The sequence below is a fragment of the Bacillus sp. GbtcB10 genome (assembly GCF_019091365.1).
In the GTDB taxonomy this organism is placed as follows: domain Bacteria; phylum Bacillota; class Bacilli; order Bacillales; family Bacillaceae; genus Bacillus; species Bacillus altitudinis.
Window position 1 is genome coordinate 192,453 of sequence record NZ_JAGXJP010000005.1, and the last position, 13,918, is coordinate 206,370.

Here is a 13,918-nt window from a genome sequence, read left to right on the forward strand (position 1 = left end):
ATAGTTGCCATATCTGGCTGGCATTCAAGTCTGTCCATCAATAGAAAAAGAGCAGTCCCCTTAGAGACTGCTCTCAAACTGTTTGATTTACTTTTGCTCCTCTGGACCAATGACCCGCATCACATCTTGTGCTGTAGATTTCATTTTGTACCAAACCCAATCAAACACTTCATTAATTTCATTGATTTGACCAGTGACTTGTCCGGCAGAAGCAGTCAGCTGTTCTCCATTGACGACTGTTACGTTTCCATCAACCTTGCCTTCTACAATCAGCTTGCCATTTTTCACAGTGACATCACCTTTGACGGTTTCCCCTTTAGGTACCGTCACTGTATCATTTTCAACCACGAGATTCGGCTGCTTTGACACACTGAAATTATGATCCGTATTCCAGCTTGTAAACAGACTGCCTCCCATCAATATGACAAAGAGGGCAGCGGCGACCATTAGCGGATGAGCTTTGATCCATCTTTGAATCGACACACGCTTTTTCTCCTTTGGAAGACCTGCCATCACCTTTGCAGTGAAATCAGATGGTGCTTCTATATGAGATGTACTCTGCACGAGCGCGATGGATTTCTCAATTTGTTGAAAATGAGTACGGCATTCCTCACACGATTGCAGATGGCTCTTTAATTCTTTTTCATCTTCGGGCTCTATGTCCCCGTCTAAATACTGATGCATAAGCAGGACGATTTTTTCCTGACAGCTCATCAAAATCACCTCACTCAAAGGTCTCTCAACTGTTTCCGGAGAGCCTCTCTACCCCTGTGTATTCTCGTTTTCACCGTACCAACTGGTATATTCAGAATCTCACTAATTTCTTTTAACGAGAGTTCATCAATATACTTTAATACGATGACCGAGCGATATTTATCGGGTAATCTTAAAATTTTTTGCTGAATGGTGCTCGATAATTCAAGCGACACCACCTCGTCCTCTGGCAAAATGCCGTCAGCCGCAATTTGAGAATACATATTCAGTCCTTCTGTCCCTGCCACCTCTGCATCTAAATAATAATCCGGCTTTTTTTTACGAATACGGTCGATGGTCAGGTTGGTTGCAATGCGGTACAGCCACGTGGAAAACTTACGATTCACATCAAAGCTCTCAATATTCACATAGGCACGAATAAACGCCTCCTGCGCAATATCTTCTGCTTCATGTGCATTCCCAAGCATACGATAGCACAGCTGATAAATTTTGTCTTTATACAGGTCTACGATGTCTGCAAATGCGTTCTGGTCGCCTTTTTTCACTTGCTTAATTCTCTTTTTAATCATTGTTTCCATAGTATATTCAACCTCTGCCTTCACCGGTCTTTATGTATACGAACCTCGTTCCAAAAGGTTTCATTCTCCTCTAAAAAATAGTGTAACAAATTTTTGACAGCATGTTACGCTTATCAGCCGGTAAAAACCTTAACATATCCTTAAATTTCCCCAAAATTAAAAAAAGAACGGGAACAAGTCCCGCTCTATAATAGCTTTTCACCCATTAAAGAACCAATTAATGCAACTGCCGCTTCTGCTGTTTTATTTTTCTCATCTAATACCGGATTCACCTCAACAAACTCAGCAGATGTCAAAATCCCTGCTTCCTCTAAAAGCTCCATTGCAAGATGACTCTCTCTATAACTGATGCCGCCAGCAACCGGCGTTCCCACGCCAGGGCACTCCGCTGGATCAAGGCCGTCTAAATCAAGCGACAAATGAACACCATCTGTTCTTTCTTTTAAATACGCGATGGCTTCCTCCATTACTCTCGTCATCCCTAATCGATCTATTTCATGCATCGTATACACTTTAATGCCTTTTTCTTTAATCAATGCCCGCTCTCCTTCATCTAAAGAACGAGCACCGATCAAGATCACATTCTCAGGCTTTACTTTAGGTGTATAACCGCCGATATTGATTAGATCATCATGCCCAAAGCCGAGACTGACAGCAAGTGGCATCCCATGAATATTTCCAGAAGGAGAGGTTTCCTCTGTATTTAAATCACCATGCGCATCATACCAAATGACACCCAAACTTTTATAATGCTTGGCTACACCGGCTAGTGTACCAATTGCAATGCTATGATCCCCGCCTAAAATCAGCGGAAACGAACCTGACTGCACAATACTGCTAACCTTTTCAGCAAGAAGCTGGTTCGCGCCAGCATTCTCCGTTAAGTTTTTCAGTTTTTCACTTGTATAGAGACCTTTCTCATCATCTCTTTGCTCAACGGGAATATCCCCTAGATCCTCGACATCAAATGAAAGCGATTCCAATTTTTCTTTTACACCAGCACAGCGAATGGCACTCGGCCCCATATCGACGCCCCTTCTCATTTGACCGAGATCCATCGGCACCCCAACAATCGTGACCTTCTTTTGATCTCCCATATGTACATCCCCTTTCCGTTCATGCTTATATTTTACTTTCTCGGTGCCTTCTGACTCAACTCAACAATATTTTGAATAGTTATACATTCCAATCGTCAAAATAAAAAAAAGACACCTTTTTAAAAAAGGTGTCTTAACTGGGCTAGCTGGATTCGAACCAACGCATGACGGAGTCAAAGTCCGTTGCCTTACCGCTTGGCTATAGCCCAAAAATGGTGGAGGGGGGCGGATTCGAACCGCCGAACCCGGAGGGAGCGGATTTACAGTCCGCCGCGTTTAGCCACTTCGCTACCCCTCCACATATGGAATTGATAAAAGAAAAACAGTGCCGGCAAGAGGACTTGAACCCCCAACCTACTGATTACAAGTCAGTTGCTCTACCAGTTGAGCTACACCGGCATATGGTGGAGGATGACGGGCTCGAACCGCCGACCCTCTGCTTGTAAGGCAGATGCTCTCCCAGCTGAGCTAATCCTCCACATCATGGTGACCCGTACGGGATTCGAACCCGTGTTACCGCCGTGAAAGGGCGGTGTCTTAACCGCTTGACCAACGGGCCAGTTTGTCAAGTTTACTGTTTCCGTGAAGCTGACAAAAGTTATTATATACAGGTTGTCCCCCTTTTGTAAAGGGGATTTTTATTTTTTTTATTTTCTAACTATTCAACCCTCATCAGCACAACATTTTGACTGAAATATAATTTCAGTATTTAAATATAATATTGAAATTTCATGTCATACTCAATATACTGAAAATGAAGAAATAAGGAGGTATGTCACATGCAGCCATCTCAACTGCGTTCTTTGACAACAGAATCAAGAAACCCTAACACCATGGGAATTTCACAAGCAAGCCCGCTAGAAATGCTCCAAATGATAAATGAGGAAGATATGAAGGTCGCTCAAGCCGTCAACCGTGTCCTTCCAGACGTAAAGACAGCAAGTGACTTTGCCTTTGAATCCATCTCGCATGGGGGCAGACTCATCTATCTAGGCGCTGGAACAAGTGGCAGAATTGGGGTAATGGATGCGGTCGAATGTCCACCTACCTATAGCATTTCACCTGATGTCATCGTAGGCATCATGGCCGGTGGTGACTCTGCCTTTTCACATGCAGCAGAAGATGTGGAAGACAGTGAAGAAGCTGGTCAAAAAGATTTAGAACACATTCACCTGACATCAAAAGATACAGTTGTCGGCATCGCGGCGAGCGGTAGAACACCCTATATCATTGGCGCTTTAAACTATGCTAAAACCATTGGAGCAAAAACAGTAGCCCTCAGCTGCAATGAACAAGCAGAGATTAGCGAACTAGCAGACTGCGCCATTGAAGTCGTCGTAGGACCAGAAGCCATCACTGGGTCAACACGAATGAAAGCCGCATCCGCTCATAAAATGATTTTAAATATGCTTTCCACCTCTGTCATGATCAGACAAGGCAAAGTATATGAAAACCTGATGGTGGATGTAAAAGTAAGTAATCATAAACTAAAAGAACGCGCCATCACCATCATTCAGCATGTGACCAATGCTTCCTACGAACAAGCCGTAAAAGCCCTTGAAGCAGCCGATTTAGAAGTTAAAACAGCCATCGTCATGCTCCAAACCAAAACAGATAAAAAGACAGCCAAAGACCTGCTCAACAAAGCAGATGGTCACATCGACAAAGCCATCTTACGTCATCAACCTTAAAGGAGGAAACTCATGTCAGCAGGCGGACTCACCCTACTACACACAATGAAATCAAAGCTTCCCCAATCTGAAAAAATCATTGCAGACTATATCCTTGCCCATCCTGACAAAGTCATTAAAAGCACAGTGCATGAAATCAGTCAGGCTGCCGGTGCAAGCAGCTCTGCCGTCATCCGCCTCTGTAAGTCTCTCGGGCTGGATGGCTATCACGATTTGAAAATGCGGATCGCTGGAGACTTAATGCACACTGATAAACAAGGCTACCGGGATATCGAACAAGATGAACCACTTCAATCCATTATTCAAAAGACAGCAGGAAACACCATTCAATCGATCAAAGATACAGCCTCTATTTTAAATGTAGAAGCTTTAGAAAAAGCTGTGCAACTGCTGCTGAATGCAAACCAAATCCATTTTATCGGTGTGGGTGCATCTGGCATCGTCGCAGCTGATGCCCAGCAGAAATTTCTCAGGATCAATTATGCAGCCACCGCCTTCACTGACATGCACATCGCATCTACGGTCATCGCAAATGCTGGAAAGAATGACATTGTGTTCGGTATATCCTTTTCTGGAGAAACGTTAGACATCATCCAAGCCCTTCAGCTCGCCAAAGAAAATGAAGTAAAAACCATTGCTTTAACGCATCCAGGGCATACAAGCGTTTCTGCATTGTGTGATGTCCATCTATCAACGTCCGGTTCCAATGAAGCACCTTTTCGCAGTGCTGCCACTTCCTCTAGAATGGCACAGCTCTATTTAATCGATGTCTTGTTCCTCAGTTTAGCCTCCCGTCAATATGAACAGACAGCACAATATATTGACAAAACAAGGCATGCCATCCGCTCCATGAAACGAAAAACAAAGGGGGATTCAACATGAGTCATCAAAAAAAATATCAGCAGTTGGCGAAAGAAATCCTTTCACTCTGTGGTGGTTCTGAAAACATCTCTTCCCACACACATTGTATGACACGTCTCCGAATTACACCCATTGATCGTGAAAAAGTGCAAACCACCGCGATCAAAGAACTCGATGGCGTCATTGGCGTCGTCGAAGCGGAAACACTGCAAATCATTTTAGGCACAGGTGTTGTCAACCAAGTATCAAGTGCGTTTGAACAGCTGCTCAATGCCTCAGGTTCATATGACTTAAACAACGAAGCACAGAAAAACAAACAAGCCATTTCACAAAAGAACCGCACACCATTCAAGCTGTTCTTACGGCGGATCGCCAGCATTTTCATTCCCATTATTCCAGCACTCGTTGCATCGGGTCTTATTACGGGTATTACAAAAGCGATCGTGCAAGCAGGCTGGCTCGATGAAAAATCTCAAGCTGCGATTATCCTAACCGTTATAGGCTCAGGCTTGTTTGCTTATCTCGGTATATTAGTCGGAACAAACGCCGCAAAAGAATTTGGTGGCTCTCCTGCATTAGGCGCATTAGCAGGTATTCTCATCATTAACCCAGCTGCCGCTGATATTATGTTATTTGGCACTAATATTCTACCAGGCAGAGGCGGACTTATCGGTGTTCTTCTTGCAGCTATTTTTATGGCACTTGTTGAAACCCGGATCAGACGCTTCGTCCCGCAATCACTCGATATCATCGTCACACCAACCATCACACTACTCATTACAGGCATTTTCACGTACGTTATCTTCATGCCAGTCGGCGGATTTATATCTGATGCCATCACCTCTGGACTTACTTATCTATTAAACATTGGCGGTATTTTTGCCGGATTTGTTCTTGGTGCGACCTTCCTTCCTCTTGTTGTCACTGGACTTCACCAAGGCCTAACACCTATTCATATGGAACTGATTAATTCAATTGGAGATGACCCGCTTCTGCCAATCCTCGCTATGGGAGGCGCAGGACAGGTCGGTGCTGCCTTTGCCATTTATATGAAAACAAAAAAGAAAAAGCTGAAAAGAGCCATTGCAGGCGGACTTCCTTCAGGAATGCTTGGAATTGGAGAACCGCTCATTTTCGGTGTCACACTCCCGCTCGGAAGACCCTTCCTCACTGCTTGTCTCGGCGCTGGAATCGGCGGAGCATTTCAAGCCTATTTCCAAATCGCCACTAAAGCAATCGGGGTATCAGGTCTCCCATTAACCTTTATCGTTCACACACATCAAATGCTACTTTACTTAATAGGACTCTTTATTGCATATGTCGCTGGATTTATCTTCACATACTTATTTGGATTTCATGATGATATGGCTGTTGAATTCGAGGAAAATTAGCAATAGGAGGTCTAGCTCTTGAAGAAATATTTTCTCATCATCACAAGTCTGTTCATGCTCCTTGGGTTACCAGTACAAACATTTGCAACTAGCTCCCATCCTGTATCGTCTTTGTCTAAAACAGCACCTGAAGAATATCCCGTCTTAAAAAAAGCAAAACGACCGGAACAAGTAGGTTTTTCTTCTAGGCAGCTTAGGAAGGTTGATCACATGATTCAAAACGATATCAACGCAGGATTTCCAGGGGCAGCACTCATCATTATCAAGGATGGTCAGATCGTCCATCAAAAAGCCTATGGCTACAGACAAAAATATAAAGGGACAACAGAACTCAAATTCTATAAGAAAATGAAAAAGAACACACTGTTCGATTTGGCATCCAACACAAAAATGTATGCCACCAACTATGCCCTGCAAAAGCTAGTATATGAACAAAAACTAGATGTAAATGAAAAAATACAAACCATCCTGCCTGACTTTCAAGATGAACCAGATGCAAAGGTAACCGGCAAAGATCAGCTTCGAGTCAAGGATCTTCTCACCCATTCTGCCGGACTGCCTTCCAGTGTTTTATTTTATAGCAAAGAGCAAGCGGGCTCTTTTTTCTCTCAAGATAGACAAACAACCATGAAATGGCTACCAAAGGTGCCTCTGCAATACAAGCCAGGCACTCAGCATATTTATAGTGATATTGATTACATGCTGTTAGGCATGATCATTGAGAAAAAAACCGGTATGCCACTTGATCAATATGTAGAGTCGACGATTTATCGACCGCTTGGTCTAAAACATACCATGTTCAATCCGCTGAAAAAGGGATTCAAGCCAAAGCATTTTGCAGCAACCGAGCGTCTAGGCAATACACGCGACGGCGTCATTGATTTTGAAAACATTCGCAGGTATACCTTGCTAGGTGAAGTCCACGATGAGAAAGCCTATTACTCAATGGCAGGTGTCTCCGGACATGCTGGACTTTTCTCTAATACATCAGATATGGCCGTACTGCTTCAACTGATGCTCAATAAAGGAGGCTATGGGAAAACAACCATCTTTGACCAAGCTTCTATCGATCTCTTTACGGAATCATCAGACACGAACCCAACTTACGGGCTAGGCTGGCGGAAAAACGGCAATACTGACATGGAATGGATGTTTGGAAAATACGCAAGTAAAGAAGCCTATGGACACACAGGCTGGACCGGAACGATGACATTGATTGATCCAAAACACAATCTAGGCGTCGTCTTGCTGACAAATAAAAAGCATTCACCCGTCGTTTCACCTGAAGTCAACCCAAATCAATTTGAAGGTGACCTTTTCCCAACTGGTACTTATGGAAGCATCATGACTGCAATCTACGAATCTTTTAAGTAAAAGGAGGAATTCGATGTTAAAAGCTCTGTTCCCCGCTGCACTCGTTTTGGCCCTGCTCACCTCTTCCATTCCAACGGAAAAGGTGAGCTCCGCCCCTCTCCCAACTGCCAAACAAATGGTTCAGGACATGTCCTTGGATGAAAAAATTGGCCAAATGCTCATGCCAGACTTTCGCAATTGGCAAGCAGAAGGTGAATCCGCTCCTACAGGCTTCACAAAAATGAATAAAGAAGTTTCTCACCTTGTAGAGAAATATCATTTAGGCGGTGTCATCTTATTTGCAGAAAATGTCGTTGATACGAAACAAACCGTCAAACTCACACATGAATTTCAACAAGCATCACCCAACATTCCTTTACTCATTTCCATTGATCAAGAAGGCGGAATCGTCACAAGACTACAAAAGGGAACACATTTCCCAGGAAATATGTCGATTGGTGCCTCTCGAAGTAAGAAAAATGCTTATGACACTGGAAAAATCATCGGCAAAGAATTAAACGCTCTAGGTATCAATACAAATTTCTCTCCTGTTCTTGATGTAAATAATAACCCGAATAACCCCGTCATCGGTGTCCGTTCCTTTAGCTCTGACCCTGAACTTGTCACAAGACTTGGTCTGCAAACCATGAAAGGACTTCAAAAGGAAAAGACCATTTCCACATTAAAGCATTTCCCGGGACATGGTGATACAGCTGTTGATAGTCACTACGGTCTTCCGCTTGTCGAACATGATCTAGATCGTCTTAAAAAGGTGGAGCTGTATCCATTTCAACAAGCAATCAACGCAGGGGCAGATATGGTCATGACTGCTCATGTTCAATTCCCAGCCATTGATGACACAACGTATAAAAGCAAAAAAGATGGCGAGGACATTATGGTTCCAGCAACCTTATCAAAAAAAGTCATCACAAATTTATTAAAAGAAGACATGGGCTTTCAAGGAGTGGTTGTAACAGACGCCCTCAATATGAAAGCGATTGCAGATAACTTCGGACAGGAAGAAGCTGTGGTAATGGCTATTAAAGCAGGCGTCGACATTGCCCTCATGCCAGCACCTGTCACGTCCTTAAAGACAGAAAAAAACCTAGAGAATGTGTTCAATGCTTTAAAAAGAGCAGTTCTCACAAAAGAAATTCCGATATCTCAGATCAATCAATCTGTCGAAAAAATCCTTCAATTAAAGATCAAACGCGGCATCATTTCCGCCAATAAATCAGTAAGCCTTGAGAAGAAAATCAAAAAAGCCACACAGCTCGTTGGTCAAAAGTCGCACCGAAAAGCAGAACAAAAAATGGCACGTGAAGGAATCACTCTCCTTAAAAACAACGACAAAACCTTGCCTTTTAAGCCTAAAAAGAATGACAAAATCGTACTCATGGCACCATACGAAGATCAAACAAAAGCAATGTCCGTCACAATTGAATCTCTGATCAAACAGAAAAAGATTAAACCTGTGCAAATCCAATCATACGCATTTGCAGATAAGAGCTTCTCCAAAGAAACAGCCAAACTCATTCAAGATGCTGACTATGTCATTACCGGCTCTTACGTTGTCCAAAATGACCCGGCTGTGAATGATGGCGTCATTGATGACGGTGTACAGGATCCGAAAAAATGGGCAACGGCCTTCCCTCGTGCTGTCATGAAAGAAGCATCAGCACAAAACAAAAAATTGGTCATCATGAGTCTCCGAAACCCTTATGATGCGGCAAATTTTGAAGAAGCCGACGCCTTACTGGCTGTGTACGGTTTTAAAGGGTACTCAAACGGACAATTCAATCAACCGAATATTCCTGCGGGACTAGAAGTGATTTTTGGAGCGGCCTCACCTAAAGGGAAATTACCCGTCGCTATCCCATCAGTCACTCATCCTAATCAAACCCTTTACCCATTTGGCTATGGACTCAATTTAAAAGGAAAACAGATCAAATAGGAGGGATTCTCTTGAAAAAGACAGCAAGCTTGATACTCGCTAGCATTCTCATGATCAGCACATTGACCGCCGCCTCCCCCGCAGATTCAGAACGAACAGATACAAAAGGAAAAAAAGCAACAGTCAAAACAGGTATCGAAACATTACTCTCAAGTAACCTCTCTTGGCTTAAAGGGAAAAAAGTAGGGCTTATTACAAATCCTACAGGCATTGATGCAAACATGAAAAGCAGTGTCGATCTGCTATTTGAACACCCCGATATTAAACTGACTGCCTTGTATGGGCCTGAACATGGCGTGCGCGGTGATGCACAAGCAGGAGAAGGCGTCGAATCGTATACTGACGAAAAAACAGGCCTGCCTGTTTACTCTCTTTATGGAAAAACAAGAAAGCCAACTCCTGAAATGCTCAAAAATGTAGATGTCCTGCTATTTGATATTCAAGACGTTGGTACTCGTTATTACACCTATATTTACACGATGGCGTATGCAATGGAAGCAGCTAAGGAAAACAACATTCCATTTGTTGTCTTAGATCGTCCAAACCCAATAGGTGGGGTAAAAGTAGAAGGACCCGTATTAGAGCCAGAACACGCCTCTTTTGTAGGTCTCTATCCCATCCCATTAAGACATGGGATGACAACTGGAGAACTTGCATACATGTTTAACAAAGAGTTTCATATCAACGCTGATGTAAAAGTGATCAAAATGAAACATTGGAAACGATCCATGACGTTCGATGACACGAAGCTGCCGTTCGTCCTCCCTTCACCTAACATGCCAACCGTTGATAGTACCTTTGTTTACCCAGCAACAGGATTAATCGAAGGCACAAACGTTTCTGAAGGCAGAGGAACGACGAAACCGTTCGAACTCATTGGCGCTCCATATATCAATAGCAATGAGCTAGCAGATCATTTAAATGGGTTAAAACTAAAAGGCGTTCAATTTAGACCTGTCTCATTTACCCCTACCTTTTCAAAACATGCCGGGACTTTGTCTCACGGGGTACAGCTTTATGTCACAGACCGAAAATCATTCGAAGCAGTCAAAACAGGTCTATCCATCATCAAAGCAATTCATGACTTGTATCCTAATGACTTTCAATTCCTACAAACAGGCAGCTTTGATAAACTCATCGGGAATAGCTGGATCAAAGAAGAAATCAATAAAGGCACTTCCATCAAACACATCATGAAACAATACCACCATGACCTAAAGACATTCGAAAAGAAACGGAAGAAATACCTCATCTATTAATCGCAAAAAAGCCTCCACCTTAAAGGATGGAGGTTTTTTCATGATAAAGACTTAGTCACAGCAGGTACTTTCAGCTCGAAACGATGAAGTAAAAAGCCAAACAAGGCTGCAAGCACTTGCTGAAACAGCATGCCAATCACAACAGGAACAGCAACAGCAGGCGGGAAAAAGCTAATGGCAAGCACAGCACCCGCGCTAATGTTCCGCATACCGCCCGTATACACAATCGCCACAATTTCTCCTTGGGTACATTTCATCGCCTTTCCAATCAACCACGCAAACGCATACCCACTCATCGCAATGAAAAAGACAGTCGCTGCTTTGCTAAAAAACGCAGCATCCAGTTCACGCAAATACGGGGCGACAACAGAACTGTTAATCGATACGACAATAAACAAGCCTAATTTTGAAAAAGGAGCCAAGGTCTGACTCATTGCTTTTGTCACCGATGGCTTTGCATACTGACGAACGAGCATCCCTAAAATAGAGGGCAACACCACCATACCGAATAGTCCTTTCATGATCGCCACCATGTCCATATGGACCTGTGTACCAACGAAGAGTGACAAGCTTACTGGCACAATCAATGGCGAAAGCAATGTATCAATTAATATGATAGATAACGTTAACCCCACATTCCCTTTATACATTGCCGCCCATATTAAACTAGACACACCTGTCGGAATCACCATCGCAAGCGTCAAACCGGTGATCGTCATAGAATCGCCCGCAAATATCAAATGCCCTGCTGACCATGCATAAAGGGGCATCAACACATGCAAAATCATAAACGATAAAATCAAAGGCAATGGATGCATCACCGTATGTTTTAAAGCTGAAAAAGTAGATGACAAGCTCCCTGAAAATGTCATCACAGAAAACACCCAAGGCACCAAAAAGGTGAAATCTTTTAAATACGCCGCCAATAATACACCAAGTAGCACGCTGACAGGCGTAATGAGCGGCATCATCCGGCCGAGCACCTGATTCAAACGGACAAGCATGCCGGCCACCTCCATCCTTCACTTTCTTCCTTGTTCTATTGTAACAAACAGAACAGTCTTTTTAAGATCCGATCACTTGTTTCATAAGTTTTTGACTAGACGTATCCATTCCAACTACGTCCACCTCTACACCAGCTGTACGATATTTTTCCTTCACACGTTCAATTGCGGCCACACCTGATTCGTCCCATATACGCGCTTCAGACAAATCAATCACAACCGTGTTCAAGTCGTTTCCATGATGGAAGGCTTGAATCAATTCAGTCACGGAAGCAAAGAAAATTTGACCCTTAATTCGATAAACCCATGTACCAGCTTGGCTTTCTGTAGAGGTAATATGGAGTTTTGATATTTTAGCCACAAAGAATACGGCACTAAGCAGCACCCCTGCAAAAACACCCTTGGATAAATCATGAGTGAACACCACCGTCACGACCGTGACAAGCATCACAAGAGAATCTGTTTTTGGGTTCTTTTTTAGCTGCTTGAATGAACTCCAATCAAAGGTACCAATAGAAACCATGATCATGACAGCCACAAGAGCAGCCATTGGAATTTGAACAACCACATCACCGAGCACAAAAATCAATACCATTAAAAATGCACCAGCCACAAAGGTAGAAAGCCGGCCTCGTCCCCCTGCCTTTGTATTAATCACAGATTGACCAATCATCGCACAGCCAGCCATACCGCCAAAAAATCCTGCCACCACATTGGCAATTCCTTGGCCTCTCGCTTCCTTATTTTTACGACTAGACGTTTCCGTCATATCATCTACAATCTGTGCTGTTAATAAAGATTCAAGTAAACCAACCATCGCAAGTGCTAAGGAATAAGGAAAAATGATAGCAAGTGTTTCCCAGCTAAATGGTACATTGGGAATAAGAAAAGTTGGCAAAGAGCTAGGCAGCTCTCCCATGTCCCCAACCGTTCTGACATCAATATGCCCAAATACAGCAATCATCGTCATCACAATAATCGCAATGAGTGGAGAGGGAATAACTTTTGTGACCATCGGCAATACATAAATGATCAACAATGCTCCACCTGTCATGACATACATAGCCATGGATTCCCCAACGAAATGCGGTAGCTGTGCCATGAAGATCATAATTGCCAATGCATTAACAAAACCAACCATCACAGACCTCGGAATAAATTTCATCAGACGAGACACTCGGCAAAGTCCAAACAAAATTTGAATCAGTCCTGTTAAAATCGTAGCCGCAAACAAGTACTGCAATCCATGATCGGCTACCAAATTAACCATAACCAGAGCCATAGCACCAGTAGCAGCCGAAATCATACCTGGCCGTCCACCAACAAACGAAATGACAATGGCAATACAAAACGAAGCATACAACCCAATCTTTGGATCAACGCCCGCAATAATCGAAAACGCAATCGCCTCAGGAATTAAAGCCAGAGCCACTAAAATACCCGCCAGCACATCCTGACGCACATATCCAAACCATTCTTGCTTTACAAATAAATCTTTCAAACCATCTACTCCTTTTTATATACATACCGCACAAGGAAAAAGAAGGCGAATAAAACCCGGAGATACAGAAAGGAAAAAACAATAACCATTCAATTTCGGGGAAAAAGAGGAACGTACAGAGTCTTTTGTAAGAGAGGAAGTCATCACTTTAGTAAGGATAAAAGAAATACGCCGAAGAATCAAGAACAAATAGAAGGAGTATGTAGAAAGCTAAGGCAAAGCTTCCATCAAAATCGCTCGATTCATTTTCTAGTTTAATAAGCCGAACCAAGATCAATAAACGTTAAATATATATTTTAAAACAAACAAAAAAAGCCTTCTCATCAACGAGAAACCTTAACATTTACCATTATCATATAGAGGAAAGCTTCCAAGCGGGCTCGAACCGCTGACCTCTTCCTTACCATGGAAGTGCTCTACCTACTGAGCTATGGAAGCATGGCTCCGCAGGTAGGACTCGAACCTACGACCGATCGGTTAACAGCCGATAGCTCTACCACTGAGCTACTGCGGAA

The 13,918-nt window shown here is 43.1% G+C and carries 11 protein-coding genes and 7 tRNA genes; 6 read left to right on the forward strand and 12 right to left on the reverse strand.

Translation table 11 applies throughout. The annotated features are described in order from the left end of the window. Nucleotides 1-87: 87 nt before the first annotated feature. From rsiW to KVT11_RS17430, 8 genes are all read right to left on the reverse strand, one after another. Nucleotides 88-714: an anti-sigma-W factor RsiW gene (gene rsiW, locus KVT11_RS17395; protein ID WP_008344028.1), complete on the reverse strand. Its 627-nt coding sequence runs from the start codon at nt 712-714 to the stop codon at nt 88-90. Nucleotides 715-728: 14 nt separating this feature from the next. Continuing rightward, complete coding sequence (gene sigW, locus KVT11_RS17400) at nt 729-1,292, reverse strand: RNA polymerase sigma factor SigW (RefSeq protein ID WP_007498553.1); 564 nt, start codon at nt 1,290-1,292, stop codon at nt 729-731. Nucleotides 1,293-1,477: 185 nt separating this feature from the next. Continuing rightward, nucleotides 1,478-2,389, reverse strand: coding sequence for an arginase (gene rocF / locus KVT11_RS17405; protein WP_098681036.1), 912 nt, complete (start codon nt 2,387-2,389; stop codon nt 1,478-1,480). A 137-nt stretch (nt 2,390-2,526) separates the two neighbouring features. Further along, a tRNA-Gln gene (locus KVT11_RS17410) sits at nt 2,527-2,598 on the reverse strand. Between the two features lie 4 nt (nt 2,599-2,602). Further along, nucleotides 2,603-2,687, reverse strand: a tRNA-Tyr gene (locus KVT11_RS17415). Between the two features lie 28 nt (nt 2,688-2,715). Beyond that, nucleotides 2,716-2,788 (reverse strand) — tRNA-Thr (locus KVT11_RS17420). Between the two features lie 3 nt (nt 2,789-2,791). Continuing rightward, nucleotides 2,792-2,867: transfer RNA gene (locus tag KVT11_RS17425), tRNA-Val, on the reverse strand. A gap of 6 nt (nt 2,868-2,873) precedes the next feature. After that, nucleotides 2,874-2,948 (reverse strand) — tRNA-Glu (locus KVT11_RS17430). Between the two features lie 220 nt (nt 2,949-3,168). On the opposite strand from KVT11_RS17430, the gene murQ reads away from it, so the two are divergent. Genes murQ through KVT11_RS17460 form a run of 6 tightly spaced genes read left to right on the forward strand, consistent with a single transcriptional unit; the run spans nt 3,169 to nt 10,898 of the window. Next, nucleotides 3,169-4,080 carry an N-acetylmuramic acid 6-phosphate etherase gene (gene murQ / locus KVT11_RS17435; protein ID WP_116307330.1) on the forward strand — a complete coding sequence of 304 codons (912 nt, stop codon included), beginning with the start codon at nt 3,169-3,171 and terminating at the stop codon, nt 4,078-4,080. Between the two features lie 12 nt (nt 4,081-4,092). Further along, nucleotides 4,093-4,962, forward strand: a complete 870-nt coding sequence (locus KVT11_RS17440; RefSeq protein ID WP_007498558.1) for a MurR/RpiR family transcriptional regulator — start codon at nt 4,093-4,095, stop codon at nt 4,960-4,962. Then, nucleotides 4,959-6,332 (forward strand): PTS transporter subunit EIIC, encoded by a 1,374-nt coding sequence (locus KVT11_RS17445; protein ID WP_116307329.1) that lies wholly within the window; start codon nt 4,959-4,961, stop codon nt 6,330-6,332. The genes KVT11_RS17440 and KVT11_RS17445 overlap by 4 nt, the downstream gene beginning before the upstream one ends. An 18-nt stretch (nt 6,333-6,350) precedes the next feature. Next, entirely contained in the window at nt 6,351-7,706 is a 1,356-nt protein-coding gene (gene pbp4b / locus KVT11_RS17450; protein WP_025206627.1) for a penicillin binding protein PBP4B, read from the forward strand. Nucleotides 7,707-7,719: 13 nt separating this feature from the next. Further along, on the forward strand, nt 7,720-9,639 hold the full coding sequence (locus tag KVT11_RS17455) for a glycoside hydrolase family 3 protein (protein ID WP_116307327.1): 1,920 nt from the start codon (nt 7,720-7,722) through the stop codon (nt 9,637-9,639). 50 nt (nt 9,640-9,689) lie between these two features. Next, nucleotides 9,690-10,898, forward strand: coding sequence for an exo-beta-N-acetylmuramidase NamZ family protein (locus tag KVT11_RS17460; protein ID WP_407707998.1), 1,209 nt, complete (start codon nt 9,690-9,692; stop codon nt 10,896-10,898). 38 nt (nt 10,899-10,936) lie between these two features. Here the strand turns inward: KVT11_RS17460 and KVT11_RS17465 are convergent, their stop codons facing one another. From KVT11_RS17465 to KVT11_RS17480, 4 genes are all read right to left on the reverse strand, one after another. After that, on the reverse strand, nt 10,937-11,902 hold the full coding sequence (locus KVT11_RS17465; protein WP_246877065.1) for a bile acid:sodium symporter family protein: 966 nt from the start codon (nt 11,900-11,902) through the stop codon (nt 10,937-10,939). A 61-nt stretch (nt 11,903-11,963) separates the two neighbouring features. After that, a complete protein-coding gene (locus KVT11_RS17470) occupies nt 11,964-13,403 on the reverse strand; it encodes a SulP family inorganic anion transporter (RefSeq protein ID WP_210552288.1) in 1,440 nt (479 codons plus the stop codon). A gap of 365 nt (nt 13,404-13,768) precedes the next feature. Beyond that, nucleotides 13,769-13,841, reverse strand: a tRNA-Thr gene (locus tag KVT11_RS17475). A gap of 1 nt (nt 13,842) precedes the next feature. Further along, a tRNA-Asn gene (locus KVT11_RS17480) sits at nt 13,843-13,917 on the reverse strand. Between the last annotated feature and the right edge of the window lies 1 nt (nt 13,918).